Origin of the sequence: Burkholderia sp. WSM2232 (assembly GCF_000472545.1) — a bacterium.
Classification (GTDB): domain Bacteria; phylum Pseudomonadota; class Gammaproteobacteria; order Burkholderiales; family Burkholderiaceae; genus Paraburkholderia.
This window is the reverse complement of the sequence record NZ_AWZV01000019.1, coordinates 40,708-58,179: the sequence shown is the minus strand read 5'-3', so window position 1 is coordinate 58,179 and position 17,472 is coordinate 40,708. Positions and strand designations below refer to the sequence as shown.

At 61.6% G+C, this 17,472-nt stretch carries 17 protein-coding genes; 11 read left to right on the top strand and 6 right to left on the bottom strand.

Features of this window, described 5'->3' with window-relative positions; genetic code table 11:
- Nucleotides 1-84: 84 nt before the first annotated feature.
- The 3 genes from F757_RS0118565 to F757_RS0118555 form a co-directional block, all read right to left on the bottom strand.
- Nucleotides 85-1,428 (bottom strand): MFS transporter, encoded by a 1,344-nt coding sequence (locus F757_RS0118565; protein ID WP_027212697.1) that lies wholly within the window; start codon nt 1,426-1,428, stop codon nt 85-87.
- A gap of 108 nt (nt 1,429-1,536) precedes the next feature.
- Nucleotides 1,537-1,896: a protocatechuate 3,4-dioxygenase gene (locus F757_RS0118560; RefSeq protein WP_027212696.1), complete on the bottom strand. Its 360-nt coding sequence runs from the start codon at nt 1,894-1,896 to the stop codon at nt 1,537-1,539.
- Nucleotides 1,893-2,738, bottom strand: a complete 846-nt coding sequence (locus F757_RS0118555; protein ID WP_027212695.1) for a gallate dioxygenase — start codon at nt 2,736-2,738, stop codon at nt 1,893-1,895. The genes F757_RS0118560 and F757_RS0118555 overlap by 4 nt, the downstream gene beginning before the upstream one ends.
- A gap of 397 nt (nt 2,739-3,135) precedes the next feature.
- Between F757_RS0118555 and F757_RS0118550 the strand changes: the two genes are divergently transcribed.
- Both F757_RS0118550 and F757_RS0118545 read left to right on the top strand, forming a co-directional pair.
- On the top strand, nt 3,136-3,837 hold the full coding sequence (locus F757_RS0118550; protein ID WP_027212694.1) for a GntR family transcriptional regulator: 702 nt from the start codon (nt 3,136-3,138) through the stop codon (nt 3,835-3,837).
- Complete coding sequence (locus tag F757_RS0118545; RefSeq protein ID WP_027212693.1) at nt 3,834-5,204, top strand: LysR family transcriptional regulator; 1,371 nt, start codon at nt 3,834-3,836, stop codon at nt 5,202-5,204. Before F757_RS0118550 ends, F757_RS0118545 begins: the two co-directional genes overlap by 4 nt.
- A gap of 7 nt (nt 5,205-5,211) precedes the next feature.
- On the opposite strand, the gene F757_RS0118540 is transcribed toward F757_RS0118545, so the two are convergent.
- The gene (locus F757_RS0118540; protein ID WP_027212692.1) at nt 5,212-6,324 is read right to left on the bottom strand and encodes a 4-oxalomesaconate tautomerase; all 1,113 of its coding nucleotides are present in this window, start codon (nt 6,322-6,324) and stop codon (nt 5,212-5,214) included.
- 354 nt (nt 6,325-6,678) lie between these two features.
- Here F757_RS0118540 and F757_RS0118535 point away from each other — a divergent pair, with 354 nt between their 5' ends.
- Together F757_RS0118535 and F757_RS36240 are read left to right on the top strand one after the other, a co-directional pair.
- Complete coding sequence (locus F757_RS0118535) at nt 6,679-6,969, top strand: hypothetical protein (RefSeq protein ID WP_027212691.1); 291 nt, start codon at nt 6,679-6,681, stop codon at nt 6,967-6,969.
- 58 nt (nt 6,970-7,027) lie between these two features.
- The gene (locus F757_RS36240) at nt 7,028-7,171 is read left to right on the top strand and encodes a hypothetical protein (protein ID WP_198021418.1); all 144 of its coding nucleotides are present in this window, start codon (nt 7,028-7,030) and stop codon (nt 7,169-7,171) included.
- Nucleotides 7,172-7,200: 29 nt separating this feature from the next.
- On the opposite strand, the gene F757_RS0118525 is transcribed toward F757_RS36240, so the two are convergent.
- Nucleotides 7,201-8,226, bottom strand: a complete 1,026-nt coding sequence (locus F757_RS0118525; RefSeq protein ID WP_232221428.1) for a nitrilase-related carbon-nitrogen hydrolase — start codon at nt 8,224-8,226, stop codon at nt 7,201-7,203.
- Nucleotides 8,227-8,320: 94 nt separating this feature from the next.
- On the opposite strand from F757_RS0118525, the gene F757_RS0118520 reads away from it, so the two are divergent.
- From F757_RS0118520 to F757_RS0118505, 4 genes are all read left to right on the top strand, one after another.
- On the top strand, nt 8,321-9,220 hold the full coding sequence (locus tag F757_RS0118520; protein ID WP_027212689.1) for a LysR family transcriptional regulator: 900 nt from the start codon (nt 8,321-8,323) through the stop codon (nt 9,218-9,220).
- Between the two features lie 81 nt (nt 9,221-9,301).
- On the top strand, nt 9,302-9,637 hold the full coding sequence (locus F757_RS0118515) for an ArsR/SmtB family transcription factor (protein ID WP_027212688.1): 336 nt from the start codon (nt 9,302-9,304) through the stop codon (nt 9,635-9,637).
- The gene (locus F757_RS0118510; protein WP_027212687.1) at nt 9,634-10,161 is read left to right on the top strand and encodes an SRPBCC family protein; all 528 of its coding nucleotides are present in this window, start codon (nt 9,634-9,636) and stop codon (nt 10,159-10,161) included. The genes F757_RS0118515 and F757_RS0118510 overlap by 4 nt, the downstream gene beginning before the upstream one ends.
- A 24-nt stretch (nt 10,162-10,185) precedes the next feature.
- A complete protein-coding gene (locus F757_RS0118505) occupies nt 10,186-10,602 on the top strand; it encodes a DUF1801 domain-containing protein (protein WP_027212686.1) in 417 nt (138 codons plus the stop codon).
- Nucleotides 10,603-10,629: 27 nt separating this feature from the next.
- On the opposite strand, the gene F757_RS0118500 is transcribed toward F757_RS0118505, so the two are convergent.
- Nucleotides 10,630-12,780 carry a tetratricopeptide repeat protein gene (locus tag F757_RS0118500; protein WP_027212685.1) on the bottom strand — a complete coding sequence of 717 codons (2,151 nt, stop codon included), beginning with the start codon at nt 12,778-12,780 and terminating at the stop codon, nt 10,630-10,632.
- Nucleotides 12,781-12,991: 211 nt separating this feature from the next.
- Between F757_RS0118500 and F757_RS0118495 the strand changes: the two genes are divergently transcribed.
- The 3 genes from F757_RS0118495 (at nt 12,992) to F757_RS0118485 (ending at nt 17,442) form a co-directional block, all read left to right on the top strand.
- Entirely contained in the window at nt 12,992-13,429 is a 438-nt protein-coding gene (locus F757_RS0118495; RefSeq protein WP_027212684.1) for a DUF2946 domain-containing protein, read from the top strand.
- 104 nt (nt 13,430-13,533) lie between these two features.
- Nucleotides 13,534-15,849: a TonB-dependent receptor gene (locus F757_RS0118490; protein ID WP_027212683.1), complete on the top strand. Its 2,316-nt coding sequence runs from the start codon at nt 13,534-13,536 to the stop codon at nt 15,847-15,849.
- A gap of 57 nt (nt 15,850-15,906) precedes the next feature.
- On the top strand, nt 15,907-17,442 hold the full coding sequence (locus tag F757_RS0118485; RefSeq protein ID WP_027212682.1) for a PepSY-associated TM helix domain-containing protein: 1,536 nt from the start codon (nt 15,907-15,909) through the stop codon (nt 17,440-17,442).
- Nucleotides 17,443-17,472 lie beyond the last annotated feature (30 nt).

Genomic DNA, 17,472 nt, shown 5'->3' with positions numbered 1-17,472 from the left:
GCGCGCACCGTGTTTGGATGGGATGCGGGAGTTGCGGCGCAACACGAAAGTCGCAGGCTCTCGCACGGCACCGCAAGAACAGAGTTATGCGTCTGCAACCGGACTCGTGATAAAGCGCAACGCAAGCCTGTTCATCACAATCGCGAGAGCCGCGATGAGGGCGGGAATCGCAAGCACGGAAAACACGACTTGGAAGCTGAATCCAAGCGACAGCAACGCACCGCCGACCAGCGAACCCAGAATGCCGCCAAGGCGCCCGAAGCCGAGCATCCAACTGACTCCCGTCGCGCGTGCCCGGGTCGGATAGCAACTCGGCGCCAATGCATTTAGCCCTGTCTGCGCGCCGCTCATGAAAAAGCCAGCACACGTGACCAGAACCGGCAGCAAGCTCGACTTCAGCGTGCCCATGCCAAGCGCGAAGATAAACACGCCGCCCAGCAGATACGCCGCACCGATCACTCCGTTGCGGTCGAGCCGGTCCATCGCGAAGCCGACGGCCACCGCGCCGATCGTGCCGCCCAACTGGAACATGCCGGTAATGGCGGCCGCGCGCTCGACAGGCAAGCCCGCATCCTTGATAAGTGTCGGCAGCCAGCCCGTCAGCAGATAGATAATCAGCAGGCCCATGAAGTACGTGAGCCACAGCATCAGTGTGCTGAATGCGTAACCGTCGGCAAACAGCATGCGTACCGGCGCTTTTGCAACAACTACGGGCTCGGGCGCCGTGAAGCGAACGTCCTTGTCGAATGCGTGAGCGCAGACGCGCCCAAGCGTCGCCGCAATCCGTTCGGTCGGCAGCTTGCGTACCAGCATCAGACGCGCGGATTCCGGCAGGAGCCATACAAGCAGCGGCACGCTCACGAGCGGCAGGATGCCGCCGAACAGGAATACCGCGCGCCAGCCGTAATGAGGAATCAACGATGCGGCGACGAAACCGCCCGCGCCCGAGCCGAAGTTAAAGCCGGTAAACATGATGGTGAGCAACAGCGAACGGCTGCGCGAGGGCACATATTCGGACAACAGCGTGGTCGAATTCGGCATGGCGGCGCCGAGGCCCAGCCCGGTCAGAAACCGCAGTACGACAAGCTGCAGCGGAGATTCGGCAAACGCACAGATCAGGCTGAACAGACCGAAGCAGAGCACCGAAGCGATGAGCACCTTCTTGCGTCCGATGCGATCGGCAATCGGACCGGCCGCCAATGCGCCGACCGCGAGGCCGACCATGGCAGCGCTCATGACCGGCCCAAACGCGGCACGGCCCACATTCCAGTCATGCATGATGACGGGCGCGACGAAGCCCATCACGGCCGTATCGAGGCCGTCCATCATGACGATCAAAAAGCAGAGAATAAGGACAAGCCATTGGTAGGGCGACATTTTGCGCGCGTCGATAAACGCCTTGATGTCGACTGAGTCAGCTGGTTTCATGCGTGTCTCCGAAGAAAATAGTTTCCCGTCCCGGCTTTCTGTGGAAGCTGGGTTTTGTTCTGTTATCCGAATCAAACGCCGACGTCGTGCGGCGCACTGCCACGCGCGTTAAACCGCTTGCGGCACTTTGCGCGTTTTCAGAAACGCTTCGAGGGTTTCGCCGCGCATGCTTGCGTACATACCCAGATTGGTGATCTTCACGACGCGCGCGAATTTCTCCAGTACGAAAAAGCAGACGCCGTAGCGGATCAGGCCGATCCAGTCGGCGTTATCGACGAGCGTGCGCTCTTCTGGCGTGAGCCGTGCCGCGTCGTAGGCCGCCTCGCGGTTCTCCTGCCACAGAGCGCGCGCGGGCGCTTCGCGCATCTGCCAGAAGAAGCGGTTCAGCCGCATCGCCTTCATGCTCTGGCGAATGTCGAACGGATATGTACCCGTCAATTCTTCGACGCCTTGCAGTTGCGGATTCATTGCGCCGCCTCGTCTTCGTAGATCGTGACCGCCATTGCCGTGCTGGTGGCGAGGTAATAGTTGCGATGCAGTTCGCGCACCTTCGGGCCCAGCGCGCCGCGCATGGCGAGCCACATGATCGTTTCGACACTTTCCGCGCCGCCTAGCCGGACGTAGTCGACATGCTTCATCGCCGCAAGGCGCTCTGGGTCGTGAACGATAAGATCCAGGAACTCCATGTCCCACTCGGTGTTGTTAAAGCCGCTGCGCTCGCCGTGCACCTGGTGCGACAGACCGCCCGTGCCAACCACTACGACGTCGAGGTCCTCCTCGTAGGATTCGATCGCGCGGCGCAGCGCCTGCCCGAGTCGATAGCAACGGTTCGCGGTCGGCAGCGGATACTGCAACACGTTGACTTCCATGGGCACGAGCGCAAGCGGCCAGCCGCCGGCATGCGGCAACATCAGCGACAGTGGCGAATTGCAGCCGTGATCAAGCGGACGGTCCTGGAAAATCGTGAGGTCGAATTCGTCGTTGACGAGTTGCTCGGCAATATGAATTGCGAGATCGGGGTGGCCTGCGATGTCGGGAAGCGGACGCTTACCCGCGCCTTCGTCCGCGAATTCATGATTGGCCGATACGCCGAGCGCGAACGTTGGATAGCAGTCGAAGAAGAAGCTATTCGCGTGGTCGTTGTAGAACATCACCATCGCGTCCGGCCTGCGCTCGGCGAGCCAGCTTGCCACCGGCTCATAGCCTTTGAAAAGCGGCGCCCACGCGGGATCGTTCTGCTTGCCCTTGTCGTACGCCATGCCGATAGTCGGCACATGCGATGTGCCTATGCCGCCAATAATCCTTGCCATTTCGTGTCGTCCGTTACTTCGTGTTGCGCCATGCAGGCGCGTCGATCGGATAGATTGCAGGAGCACTACAAGCTGCCCATGCAACCGCCTTGGGATACAAAGTTAGGGATTTTGGCGTTCTTGCGAAAGTGCGGGTAAACGTGGGACAGACCTGGAATTAGCACTAAGTGCGCGCTAAAGCGTGGCTCCCGCGCTATTGGCTCCGGCTGGGAGCCGCATCGCGCCGGGGCATTTTGGTATCCCGAACCCGACCGCAAGCGCGATAGACACTGCATTTCTTCCGCACATGCCATAAACAGAACAGATGGCCTATAAAGCAACTCGCAAGCCGTATTTCTCGCGTGGTGCGACACCGTTTGCGTGGCTATACTGGACGACGTCCAACGAGTCCACCACGATGAACGAAACTACTCAGCAGGCTATTGTTCAGACCTTACGCGAGAAAATACTCGCAGGCGAACTGTCGCCGGGCCAGCGGCTCGTCGAAGCGCAACTTGCTCAATGGCTCGGCGTCTCGCGCACGCCGCTACGTTATGCATTGAGCGTGCTGTCTTCCGAGGGACTGCTCGACCGTTCCGGAGCGCGGGGTTACGTGGTGCGCCGTTTCAGCGTGCGCGACGTGCTCAACGCGATTGACGTGCGCGGCGTACTCGAAGGTCTTGCGGCGCGTTCCGTCGCCGAAAGCGGAGTAAGCGCCGCGCTTGCTGCGGCGCTCGACGACTGCCTGCGCGAAGGCGACGACATCTTCCGCAACGCCCAGCTGCAACCAGGCGACGACGTGCGCTATGCCGCGATGAACGGGCGCTTTCACTCGCTCATCATCGAGGCTGCGCACAATACCGCGGTGAGCGCCGCGTTGAGCCTGAACGACAAGATACCGTTCGTGTCTCCCTTCACGATTGCATTCGACGAAGCCGCACGCGAGCGCCAGTTCATGATGCTGATGTACGCACACCGGCAACACCATGCGATCGCGGACGCGTTGAAGAAAGGCGAAGGCGCCCGCGTGGAGGCGCTAATGAAGGAACACACGCACATCTCGAAGGAAAGCTTGAACCTGTCGCTGCCGGCCTTGCATATGATCGCGGGCGCGGCATGACACACGACGCATCGCTCAGTCGCATCAAGAATGCTGGGAGAGCGCAAACAGGCGCTCGGGAAGACGCGCAGCCAGGCGCCCTCTCCCTCGGCAACGCGCTCGCGAAGCACACGGCGCCCGCGAGCACCAAAGCGCTTCTCAACCTCGCGCAACTCCGCGCATTCCGCCTTGTCGCCGATAGAGGCAGCGCAACGCGCGCGGCGGCGGCGCTGTTTCGGGCGCAATCGGCGGTGACACGATCGGTGCAGGAACTCGAGTCGGCGCTCGGCGAACCGCTATTCGATCGCGGTCCTTCCGGCATGCTGCCCACGCCCGTTGGCCGCGCCGTGCTGCTTCGCTGCGAAAGAATTTTTGCGGAACTGGAAGAACTCGCGCAATGGTGCGCCGCGCGCCAGACGCGCCGCCGCCCCACTGTTGAGGGCGCATTGCCGGCATACCTGCTGAACACGCGGCGGCTGCAAATCTTCGTCGCGCTTGCGCGGCATCGTCATATGCCCAGCGCGGCAAAGACTTTCGGCATCAGTCAGCCCGCAGTGAGCACCGCCATTCGCGTGCTCGAAAGCGGCTCGGGTTTGAGCCTTTTTCACCGCAGCCCGCGTGGCATCCTGCTCACCGCCGAAGGCGAAACCTTCGTGCTGCACGTGCGCCGCGCGTTGAACGAACTGCGCCACGTCCCCGACGATATCGCTGCGTTGCGCGGCAACATTCAGGGTGCGGTAACGGTCGGTGCGTTGCCGCTCGGGCGCACGCTCATTCTGCCTAAAGCCATTGCGAAGATGAGCGCGGAACATCCCGGTGTTCGCGTCGTCACGGACGAAAGCGCGTATGAAGCGCTGGTCGCGGGTCTGCGAGCGGGCGACATCGACTTCATTCTCGGCGCGCTGCGCGAGAACGACGCGACCAGCGGGCTAAGAAATGAGCGCCTGATGTCGGAAGACATGGTACTTCTTGTGCGCCGCGATCATCCGCTTACGCGCGTGCGCGAGCCGAGCATCATGGACCTGCGCGACGTGCAATGGATTCTGCCGCGCAGCCACGCACCGGCTCGCGCGCTGTTCGAAGCGCAGTTCAAACGAATGAAAGTCAAGCCGCCGCTGCCCACGGTCGAAACCGCCGACCTCGCGGTAATTCGCGGCCTGCTGCTGGGCACCGATATGGTTGCGGCGTTGTCCGCGCAGCAGTTGCACTACGAGGTAGAGGCGGGCCAACTCGCGGTGCTGAACGTGCCGCTGCACAACACGCGCCGCGACATTGGCCTGACGCTGCGCGCAGCGGGCGCGCCTTCGCCAGCGGCACGCGCGCTGATCGACGCCATCCGTCTGTCCGTGGTGGACGTTACGCGAACAGTCAGCGCGGCCGCGAACTGATCGCAGTCTACGCAGAGGCGCGAGCGTCCCACACCGAAGCAGGCAGGCCTACCACGCCGTCGAACAGCCAGCGCGCGGTGCGCAACAGCGCCGCACTCAACACTTCAGGATGATCGCGCTCGCCGCCGAGCGTGAGTTCGACAGTGAACTCGCCGGTCGGATGCTCGACAGATACGCGCTTGCGCGCACCTTCCGCATCGACCTTTGCGAGCCCTTCGCATACGGTGCCGGGCAACACCGTGGCGGTTGCCACGCTAACCGCGCCGAGCACGCCAATGGAGGCGTGGCAGCGGTGCGGAATGAAGCTGCGCGTGGAAATGGCGCCGCCGTCGCGCGGCTCCGCGACGAGGCACATCTTCGGCACGGTGCGTGAGCTAACGTCGCCGAGATTCATCATCGGACCCACGGCCAGACGGATCTTTTCGATGCGCGCCTTCAGTTCGTCGTCCGCGTCGAGGTCCTCGCGGGTTTCGTAACCGGTACGCTGCAGATCGCGCGCTCGCATCAGCACGAGCGGCATGCCGTTGTCGATGCACGTGACTTCCACGCCTTCCACCGTGTTTTTTAGTTGACCCGTCGGCAACAGCGCGCCGCATGTCGAACCAGCCGTGTCCCTGAATTCCAGTGGAATGGGCGCCGCGTGACCCGGCACGCCATCGATGCGCGAGTCGCCTTCATACGTCACGCGAGAGTCTGGCGTACTGACCGTTGCCACCGCGATCTGCCCAGTGTTGACCATGTGGATGGCCACGCGCGTGCTGCCGTCTTGCGCTTTGACCAGTCCGCGCTCGATCGCAAAGGGACCGACGCCCGCCAGAATGTTGCCGCAGTTCTGGCCGAAATCGACGCGCGCCTCGTTGACGACAACTTGAGCAAACAGGTAATCGACGTCGGCATCCTCGCGCGACGAGCGGGAAATGATCGCCACCTTGCTGGTGAGCGGGTCCGCGCCGCCGATACCGTCGATCTGGCGCGGGTCGGGCGACCCCATTACGGCAAGCAGAACGCGGTCGCGCTCCGTCGAGTCGGCGGGCAGGTCGGACGCCATGAAAAACGCGCCTTTCGAGGTGCCGCCACGAATCATCATGCAGGGAATGCGGGTCTGTGTGCGACCTGACATCGCGGGTCTCCAACGCTAATGTGCGACTCATATTGTAGGTTCGGCACCGGTGGATCGAGCACCTAAAGCGACCCGTGCCGGCATCTAATTTCTTTATCGGTAAGGTCGGCATAGGGGCGTTCCGACCTGCTGACCGTCGCGCCCGAGGCCCTGCTGCTGGTTGCGGCAATGCGCTTGAGCAAAGCGCTTTTCAGCGCGCTTTCTACAGACAAAAGGGCGCTGACCAGCCATCGCCTCGATTGCCCCTCAAACCCCCCTCTATTCGACGAATTGAAGTTCGCGTGCGCGGCGCACACTGGCATCGTCGTAATCAGATGAATCGCCCGATTGCCTCACACCCGCAAGGAGCTTCAGATGTCTTTCCGTGATCGCCCGAATCGCCAGTTCGACGAAAACTTTCCTGAGCCCGCACCGGCGGACCTGGGCGACGCTGCGCCTATCGGCGACCCGCGGACCATGCAGGGCCTGCACGTTGCTTCGCAGAATGTGTTGCGCCTGGCCACACAGACGTACAATGCAGCGGCGCGCGGCGACGACACAGCGGTGCATGCGGCGCGTGCGTCGCTGGAACAGCAGCTCGGACTCGCCACGCAGCTGATCGCCGAGCTTCTTTCCAGCGGCACCGACCAACCCACGATGCACTAACCGGCCTGTTTGCACGGCCAACGATAACGACAGCGGTTTCCAATCTTCGAGACACGAAATGAGCGCTTTGACGGTAATTTTCTGCATCTGGGCAATGGTCGCGTTCTGCGCGGTGCTGTTCATTCGCGGCGCCACCGCGCGCGTCGAGCGTCCTGTCAAATCGGCGCAAACCCGTCCTGCACGGTTTTCCATCGCGGAATAAGGGCTCAAAAGGCGCAAGCGCCGGCTGCATCAACCTGTGACGCCGTTGCGCCGAACCTGTGCGAACGACAGTGCAACCGCGCCTTTTGCCGACACCGCTCGCGCATCGAACTCGACGTGATTCGAGCCGATGCGGCTCAACGCTTTGTAAAGATCCGGTCTGCGCGCCGCGAGCCATTCGCGGCCAGGGCTAACCCTTACGAGCGTGGCATCGAGCCCGGCATGGACTAAAGCGCCCGGCGCCTCGCCCTCCGGGCTACTCGCCAATATCCGGCCGAATGGGTCGACTATCATCGCCGTGCCGGCCGGTCGGTTCTCTCGCGCAATCTCCGCGCCATCGCTGAACACCACGAACATTCCATTGTCGACAGCACGCGCAGGCAGCCAGCGGCGCAGCCACTCGTCCGAGTTCTCGCGTTCTGCACGCTGCGCCGCCTTTGCGCCTGATTCACGCGCAAGCGCCGGCTGTCTCGACACGGGGTGCGCGTACTTACTGCGCTCGTCGCCGAAACCATAGCTTCGATGCGGCGCGAGCAGCAGCGTCGCGCCCATCAGCGCAGTCATGCGCACATTCTCGACCACATAGTTGTCCGCGCCGATCAGGATACCGATGCGTACATCCGCCGACGCATCGAAAACAGTGAAGCGATCGCCACTGACGATACGCGGATGCTCGATCGCATGCAGCTTTCTGTGGCAGTGGAGCACGCCGCCCGGCAGACACACCACATAGCTGTTGAAGAACTGCCCGTCCGTCGCTCGCTCGACGAATCCCACACCGGCCCCGACACCTGTTCGCTCCACCGCATCCGCAACGGCTCGCATAGAAGGACCGTCCAGCGTCTGTGCAAGGGCATTCAATTCAGCGCGGCCCAACTTCGCCATGCTCGCATAGCCGCTAATGCAGGCCTCGGGAAAGACCACGAGGTCGATATTCTGCGAAGCCGCGAGTGCGAGCCAGTCCGCAACGCGCGCGACATTGTGTGCAGCTTCGCTGCGGCACGAAACCAGTGGAACAGATGCAACGCAAAACGATGAAGCAGTCGAAGACGGCATGTTAACGGCCCCACAATATGAGAACAGCATCATTGGACCGGTTGGCTATCGATACGTAAAATGAAAGTTTTGACGCATTCAATTACTAAACAGAATGGAACTGAAACTCCTGCGGGCGTTCCTCACGGTCACCGAATTGCGTCATTTCGGCCAGGCAGCAGAGCTTTTGTGCGTGAGCCAACCGGCTCTTAGCAAGCAGATTGCCGCATTGGAAGCGAGCCTCGGAGCGCGCCTCTTCGAGCGCGGCCGGCACGGTGCAGAACTCACGACTTTCGGCGCGGGCTTTCTGGCGGACGCGCAAGCGCTGGTTCGCGATGCTGACGAAGTGCTCGCCCGAGCCCGCGAAGCCAGCAGCGGCGCGCGAGGATTTTTGCGCATCGGCCTCGGGCTCTCCACATTGACCGAAGTCCCGCAACTGGTAGCCGATTTTCGCAAGCGCTATCCGAACGTCAGCGTGACGCTGAACGACCTCTCGTCGGCTGAGCAAACGCGGCGGCTTCTTTCCGGCAAGCTGGAGGTGGGCTTTCTGCGCTTGCCGGCCGACGCCGGCCTCTGCTCTTTCCCCATGATCGACGAAGCGCTGGGTCTGGCTGTTCCGCAGCATGCGCGCTGGAAGCGCATTCCGTCCAATCTCAACGAACTGAATGAGCCAGGCTTCATTGCACTCGCGCGCGGACGCGGTCCCGGACTCGCAGCACAGGTCGACCGGTGGTGCGCGGCACACCGATTCGTTCCCAACGTCATCCAGCAGACCGACGACATACAAACCGTACTTGCCAGTGTTGCCGCAGGCGTCGGTGCCGCTTTTCTTCCGTCACGTGTGCAGTACCTGCTGCGCGATGCACGAGTGCTTCCCTTGACAGGACCTGGCGCCCGCTGGCGCGTCGGCCTCACCTGGCAAAGCGCGCGTGACGACGCGGTCGTGAAATGCTTCGTCGCGTTCGTGCAGGCAGAGATGAAGAGCAAGCGGCCCAACGGCACGAAGCGAAGTTAAGGCCGCCCGCGCGAATCGACACGCGCTTGCACTCGCAGCCCCGGCTTGACACGTATATGCCTCACGAGGTATATAAACACTATGGACTCAACTTTCGCCATCATCGCCGAGCCTAGTCGTCGCGCCATTCTCAGCCTGCTTGCATCTTCGGAGCGGTCCGTGGGCGACATCGAGGAGCAGCTCAACCTCTCGCAGCCCTCGGTTTCAAAGCATTTGCGCGTGCTGCGCGAGGCCGGCTTCGTGGAGTCGCGCGTGGAAGCACAGCGGCGCGTGTACCGCATCAAGCCCGAGCCGCTCATGGAAATCGACGCGTGGCTCGCGCCATTCCGACGTTTCTGGTCGGTCCATCTGGACGCTCTGGAGCGTCACCTCGATCAAACTCATGCCGCACCACGCCGTAAGGAGAAAAAACGATGAGCAATCGCGATTCATATAGACCCGGCCCCGCCGCCGACGCACACGTTCAGAAAGACGCAGACACGTGGACGCTCGTGCTCGTGCGAGAGTTGCGCCATTCTCCGGAAAGGGTGTGGCACGCGCTGACCGACCCTGCAAGTCTGCGGGAGTGGGCGCCGTTCGATGCGGACCATAGCCTCGCGTCAGTCGGTCCCGTCAATCTTTCCACGGTCGGCACCCCTACACCGCAAGTCTCCGAAACCGAGGTGACGCGCGCCGACGCACCGCATCTGCTCGAATACCGCTGGGGCGACAATGGTCTGCGCTGGCAACTGGAGCCGCTTGGCGACGGTACGCGACTCACGCTGTGGCATAGCATCGATCGCAAGTTTATTTCGATGGGCGCAGCAGGCTGGCACATCTGCTTCGACGTGCTGGATCATTTGCTCGCGGGCGATCCGCTCGGACGCATCGTTGCGGGGGACGCGATGAAGTTCGAATGGCCGCGTCTGAACACCGAATACGCAAAGCAGTTCGGTCTTTGAACCGCCAAAGCTTAGGAGAGCAATATGAGCAGATCGACCTCAACGGGAGCGCTGCCGGCCTCGGAACTGATCGACAAAAGAATTACCGATCTCGCGGACTGGCGCGGTGCGACGCTGAGCAGAATACGCAAGCTCATCCACGAGGCCGATCCCGACGTGCTGGAAGAATGGAAATGGATGGGTACGCCTGTCTGGTCGCACGATGGAATCATTTGTACCGGCGAGTCGTACAAGTCGGTCGTCAAGCTGACGTTCCTGAAGGGTGCTTCGCTCGAAGATCCGGCAAAATTGTTCAACTCGAGCCTGGACGGTAATGCGAGGCGAGCAATCGACATTCGCGAGGGTGAAGAACTCGACGCCGACGCGTTCAAGTCCCTGATTCATGCGGCGATTGCACTCAACACGGCAGGCAAGAAATCGAAGCCTAAACGCGCCGGGTAGCTCGCGGCCGTGGGGGCCGGGCAGCAGTCAGGCGCGCACGCCGAATCGCGCAGCACACGCCTGCTTCACTCGCTCCACGGTCGCCGCCCAATCTTCGCCTTTGTCGCGGCGAAATAGCCGCAACGTGTGCGGATACCACGGCGAATCGCTGCGCGCGTGCATCCAGCGCCAGTCCACATCTTTCTCCGGCAGCATCACCCAGCATGGCTTGCCGAGCGACGCAGCGAGATGCGCAATCGAGGTGTCCACACAAATCACCAGATCGAGTTGCGCGACAATTGCGGCGCTGTCGGCCAGATCGGTCACCATCGAACCGACATGTAGCAGAGGCTGAGCAGCGGGCGGGTTGCGCGCTTCGTCTTCGCCCTGCCCTTTCTGCAGACTCACGAAGCTGAGGCCGGCCACGCTCCACAGCGGCGCTAGCGCGGTGAGCGAGGGAATAGAACGGTTGATGTCGTTGTGATGCCTCGCATTGCCCTTCCACACGAGCCCGATCCTGCGGCCCGGCGGCAACGTGTCGAGCAAGGGCCGCCACTTTTCGACGAGCGAAGCGTCGGCCGCGAGCCTGACGGGTCGGGCAATGGTGTCGATCGTCGTGCGCAGATGAAGCGGCGCACTCAGGAGGCTCGTCCAGCAATCATAAGTGGAAGCGCGAGCTGCCGCGGTGTCGTGATCGAGCACGACGTCCACGCCGTCGACGCGAGCCATCAATCGGTGCAGCGCGGGTGCGCAGGCAAATGCGATATGTGCGGCACCCTGTGCTTTCAACAACGCGAAATAGCGGCTGAATTGCAGCATGTCGCCGAGGCCGTCTTCCTGCCAGACCAGCAACGAGCGTCCCGACAGCGCATCGCCCTGCCACTGTGCACAGGCAAGCCGCTCAGCAGTGTGTCGATGCACGAATGCGGGGTGCTCGTAGCGGCACTCGTAAAGCCGCCAGCCCTCCTCGAAGCGCCCTTCGCCGAGCAACAATACCGCGAGCCCGAAACGCGCATCGTGGTAATGGTTGCGCAAGGCGAGCGCGCGGCGATAGGCGCTTTCCGCCTCAGGAAAACGCCTCAGTTGCGCGAGTGCGGAACCGAGGTTGTAATGCGCTTCGGCTAGTTCCGGTTGAACCGATAGCGCCTGTTCGAAGGCCTCGACGGCCTCGGTCAACCTGTCGAGCACGCGCAAAACGCAGCCCAGATTGTTACGCGCCGGCGCAATGTCGGGACGCAAGCGAACCGCCTCCCGATAAGCGGCAACGGCCTCGTCCAGGCGTTCCAGTTTGAAGAGTGTGACGCCGAGGTTGTAATGAGCCTCTGCGTAATCGGAGCGAAGCGCAATAGCCTTCCGGTACGCCGCTTCGGCCTCGGCGAGGCGGGCGAGATCGGTGAGCGCCGCGCCGAGATTGACGTACGCTTCGGCGTAATCGGGACGCAAGGTCAACGCAAGCCGGCAGGCGAGTTCGGCCTCGGTCAGGCGGTTCGCCGCCTTCAGCGCGCCCGCGAGGTTATTCAATGCTTCCGGATATTGCGGCCTGATGACGAGCGCGTCGCGATACGCAGCGTCTGCTTGCGCAACACGGCCCAGATCCATCAATACGTTGCCCAGATTGTTGTGCGCCTCCGCATGTGCGGGCAATAAGCGCAGTGTCTCGCGATAGGCTGCTTCCGCTTCGTCGAGGCGTCGCAGTGCGTGCAGCACTACGCCGTGGTTATAGTGTGCTTCGGCATGCTCCGGATGAAGCGCGAGCGCGTGCCGATACGACTTCTCCGCCTCTTCGTGTTGACCCTGTGCGTGCAACACCGCACCGAGCTGATTGTGAGCGTCCGTATGGCCGGGCTGCAGTGCGATCAGCCGCCGGTAAATCGCCTTCGCTGCGGTAAGGCTGCCGCGCGCCTTGAGCAATGCGCCAAAGCTTTCATAAACCTCGGCATAGCCGGGCATCATGCGCAGGCATCGGCGCCAGTGGCGTTCCGCATCGTCCAGTTGACCGAGACGGCATGACGAAGCACCTGCGATATTCAGCGCGTCGGCCAGGGCATGAAGCGCCGCGTCGTCCAACGTCCTTTCGTCGTGCTCGATCGCAGGCAGCACAGTCGACAATGCCGCCGCAAAATCGTCACTCGAGTAGAGCGCTATCGCCTGCTGGTTCAGTTGGACGATTGATGAAGCGAGCGGCTGGGTGAGAGTCATGAGTCCAATAACGATGCGATTGCGGCGTCCACATGTGGATTCGCCCATGTTGCGAAACGCCGACATGTACCACGCAGATTAAGCGATCCCGCGCCGTTGTAACGCCCGGAAATGAGCGGGTTTCCGCCTTTAATCCGCTGTTATGCCCGGCATCAGGCAGAAAAATACGGCAGGCAATGCTAGAATCGCCGGCGTTTCCCTGCTCATCGACATGAATCCACGCGCGCACAACCGATTGACAGCCTGGCTTGGCCTCGTCGCCATGTGGCTCATCGTGTTTGCGCCGGTTGTGAGTCAGGTGCTTGCGTCGAGCAGCGCGCAGGAGCCCATTGCGGCACTGTGTTCGGCGCTGCAAACCGTGCAGCCCGGCCTGCCGGGCCCAACGCAGCAGGTCGCCCAGGCGGATCATGCGGCTCACGCGGGCCATGCCGGTACCACGGCCATGCATCTCAGCCACGATGACGCGTTCGGTGCCTGCGGTTACTGTCATCTGTTGCAGCATCATGTGGCAATGCCCACGGTTGCCGCGCCACAGGCGCAGCTTCTGGTCGTCGTGGCAGGCACGGCTGCTCCCACTCTCTCCACCCGCTTCACACCACTCGGCGCGTTTCCTTCCGGACGCCCCAGAGCCCCGCCCGTCGTTTCCTGATCGCCGTTGTTCCTGATCGCCCGCATTGGCCATGTTGGGCCGCGTTTGTCGCATCCGTCGACAAATGCGCGCGATCGTCCGTTCAATGCATCCAGGAAACGTTCATGTTCATCTTCGCATGGCGAAGGCTGCCCGCCTTCGTGCCTGCTGTCGTCACGACGTTCGCGACCGCTCCGGTCCACGCCGATACGGCGGGCGCCGAAACGACGCTGCCCGCGGTCAGCGTCAGTGCAAATAGCGCTGCCAATGAAGGTCTCGCAATCCGCACCGTCGATCCCAATCTGCCGGCCTCGGTTGAAACGGTCACACGCGCTCAATTCTCGAACTGGAATGTCGTCAACACAGAAGACGTGTTGAAGTACATGCCGAGTCTTGCGGTGCGCAAGCGTTTTATCGGCGACCTGAACTCCATCATCGCGGTGCGCGGCACCAGCAATACGCAAAGCGCGCGGGGCCTCGTGTATGCAGACGGATTGCTGCTCAGCAATCTGCTTGGCAACAGCTACTCTTTCCCGCCACGCTGGTCGATGGTATTTCCCGAAGAAATCCAGCAAGTCGATGTGATTTACGGCCCCTATTCCGCGCTTTATCCGGGCAATTCGCTTGGCGCGACTGTGCTCATCAGCACGCGCATGCCGAAGAAGTTCGAAGGCGAGGCCGACGTGAAAGCATTCACGCAGCACTTCAGCCTCTACGGCGTCAATCGCAATTTCAACGGCAGTGAAACCAGTGCGTCTCTAGGCAATCGCATTGGCAGGTTCTCGTTTCTGCTCGGTGTGAACCATCTGGAGAACACCAGCCAGCCGCTGCAGTTCGCGACGCTAGCGACGTCGCGCACACCCGCACGGGCCGGCGATACGCCTGTAACAGGCGCGTACTTCTACAACAACCAGAACAATACGCCGACTGCGGTACTCGGCATTAACGGCGAAGGCATTGAACATACGGCGCAGGACCAGTTAAAGCTGAAGATGCAATACGACTTTACGCCGACACTGCAGGCTGCCTTCACACTGGGCTACTGGCATCAGACGTACAACAGCCAGACCTCCAGCTTCCTGCGCGACGCGAACGGCAACCCGGTGTATAGCGGCAAGGTCTCTATCGACGGCTACGAGTACACGATTCCCGCCTCGGCATTCGCGCCGAGTCTCGGTCATAGCGAGAACTGGCTGTATGGCGTGACGCTCAAAACACGCAACGCGACGGGTTGGAATGGTGAGGCCGTTGCTTCGTATTACGACATCGGCAATAGCGTTGCGCGTCTCGCGAATTCAGGCGCGCCGGCCAACGGCGCGGGCACCGTCACGTTTGGCGACGGCACCGGCTGGAAGACACTGGACCTGAGAAGCACCTACACGCCGGCGTCAAAGCAAGCGGGTCTTGCGAATCATGCGCTCGCCTTTGGCTATCACTACGACAACTACTTTCTCGATAACGAAAGCTATTCGACGCCCAATTGGCGCGACGGCCCGGCGGCTTCGTTCGCCAATGCATTTGCGGGAAAAACGCAGACTCAGGCGCTCTATGCGCAGGACGCCTGGCACTTTCTACCGCGCTGGAAACTCGTGTACGGTGTGCGTTATGAAGACTGGCGCGCCTACGGTGGATCGCAAGCGGCGCCGGGCACCACCGTCGCACTCGGTGACGCAAGTCAGCAGCATTTTTCGCCGAAGGCCTCACTTTCATTCGACGCTAGTGACGATCTGACATTACGTGCCTCGATTGGCCGCGCGTATCGCTTTCCAACCGTCGGTGAGTTGTTCCAGGGGCAAATCAACGGTTCGTCGATCGTCAACAACAACCCGAACCTGAAACCGGAAGACGATCTTTCCAAAGAACTCACTGCCGAATGGGCGCACTGGAATGGCATCTTCCGCTTCTCGCTGTTTCAGGACGATGTGAAGAACACCATTTTCAGTCAGACAGATACCACCGTCATTCCCAACGTAACGAACTTCCAGAACATCGGCAAGGTACGCTCGCGAGGTGTGGAAACAAGCTATTCAGGCGAGAACGTGCTGCTACGTGGACTCGATCTGCTTGCGAGCGTGGCTTACACACAGTCGAAGATCATTGCAAACACACAGAATCCCGCGAGCGTCGGCAAGTATTTTTATCGCATTCCGCTGTGGCGTGTGAATGTCGCCGCGACCTATCGCCTCGACGAACGCGCGGCCGTGACGCTCGCCGCGCGTTATTCCGGGCGCCAATACAACACGCTGACCAATACGGATACCAATCCGGACGTATTCGGCGGCACCAGTTCGTACACCGTGGCGGACGCGAAATTCACGTATAGGCCGACAAAGCTGAGCGAAGTGGGTATTGGCGTGGACAACATCTTCGATGCGCGCTACTTCGTCTATCACCCGTATCCCGGACGCACTTTCTATGTGGAAGCAAAGTTACGCATGTGATGCGCAAACCTGAGCGCCTCGCCACAAGAAACCCGTTAACTCTGTTCAGGAGCATTCATGTCCACCCTCGCTCGACACAATGCTGCATCAGACATGGCGAATTCCAATAGCGGCTATCGCACCCTGTGGCGGTGGCACTTCTACGCCGGACTATTCGTCATGCCGTTTCTCATAGTGCTGGCGATAACCGGCACGTTGTACTGCTTTCAACCGCAGATAGAGCCGCTGCTTTATCCGCAGCTTCTGGTCGTCGAGCCGCAAACGGCACCGCGCATGACAGAAGACGTACTGCTCGCGCGAGCGCGCGCAGCAATGCCAGCTGACGCTACGGCGGTGACCGCCACTATCTCGAACGAGCCCCAGCGCAGCACGGAATTCATCTTTCGTCTTGCAGACGGCGAAAAGGAAAGCGTCTATCTGAATCCGTATACCGGAGCCGTGCTCGGCAGGTTGAGCGTGGATCAGCGTTTCATGCAGGTCGACCGCATGCTTCACCGAAAGCTGTTGCTCGGCAAACCGGGCGAACTGCTGATGGAGCTGGCCGCATGCTGGACACTCGTGATGCTCGGCACCGGCGTCGCGCTGTGGTGGCCACGTCAAGCAGCGAGCGTACGCGATGCACTGGTGCCGCGCTTCACGCTGAAAGGCCGGCCGCTGTGGAAGAACGTTCACGCGGTCGCGGGCATCTGGCTTGCGCTCGGCGCGCTGGCATTCGTGCTGACGGGCCTTCCGTGGTCCGGCTCGTGGGGCAAACAGTTCAAGGCGCTTGCCACCGCTGCCAATCTTGGCGCGCCGCCCGGCACGTGGGGCGGCTTGCCATTGCGCTCGACGCTGCCTGCGGGTGCGGGCACTGCGGCAAGTGCAGAAATAGATGGTACGGCCAGCATGGATGCAACGCACTCCGCGCATGCAGCACATTCAGCGCATACAGCACAGGCCACGCAGACCGATTCCATGCCCGGCATGGTGATGGATGACTTGCCGCTGCCGCAAACGCCGTGGGCGGTCGGCAACGCACCGGTGCCCGCCTCTACCGACTATGCCTCTACCCACGATAAAGCGGCCACGCCATTGCCGCTCGGGCGCATCGTCGCGCAAGCCGCCTCACTCGGTGTGACGAGCGGCTACAACGTCGCATTGCCTACGTCAGCGACGGGCGTCTACACGGTGTCGTATTTTCCGGCCGATCCGCAACTGGAACGCACTATTTATATCGATCAGTACAGCGGCCGGGTTCTCAAGGATATTCGCTACGCGGACTACGGCGGCATATCGAAAGCCGTGTCGTATGGGACGTCGTTGCACATGGGCCGTTACTTCGGCATAGCGAACCAGATCCTGTGCGCCGCCATTTCGCTGGGTCTCGCGTTGATGGCGGTAACTGGCTGCGTGATGTGGTGGAAACGCAGACCGCAAGGCTCGCTCGGCGCGCCCTCGCGAGAAAGAGCTGCACCGCCGATGCGCGGCTGGAAAGCAGGCCTCGTCGTACTCGGCATCGTGTTTCCGTTGATGGGCGCAACGCTTCTTGCCGTATGGCTCGGCGACCGTGCAATCTTCGGCCGTGCCGGGCAACGCAAGCGCGCGGCCCAGTAGCGGCATGCAACATGGCGCAGTGCGCGGCGC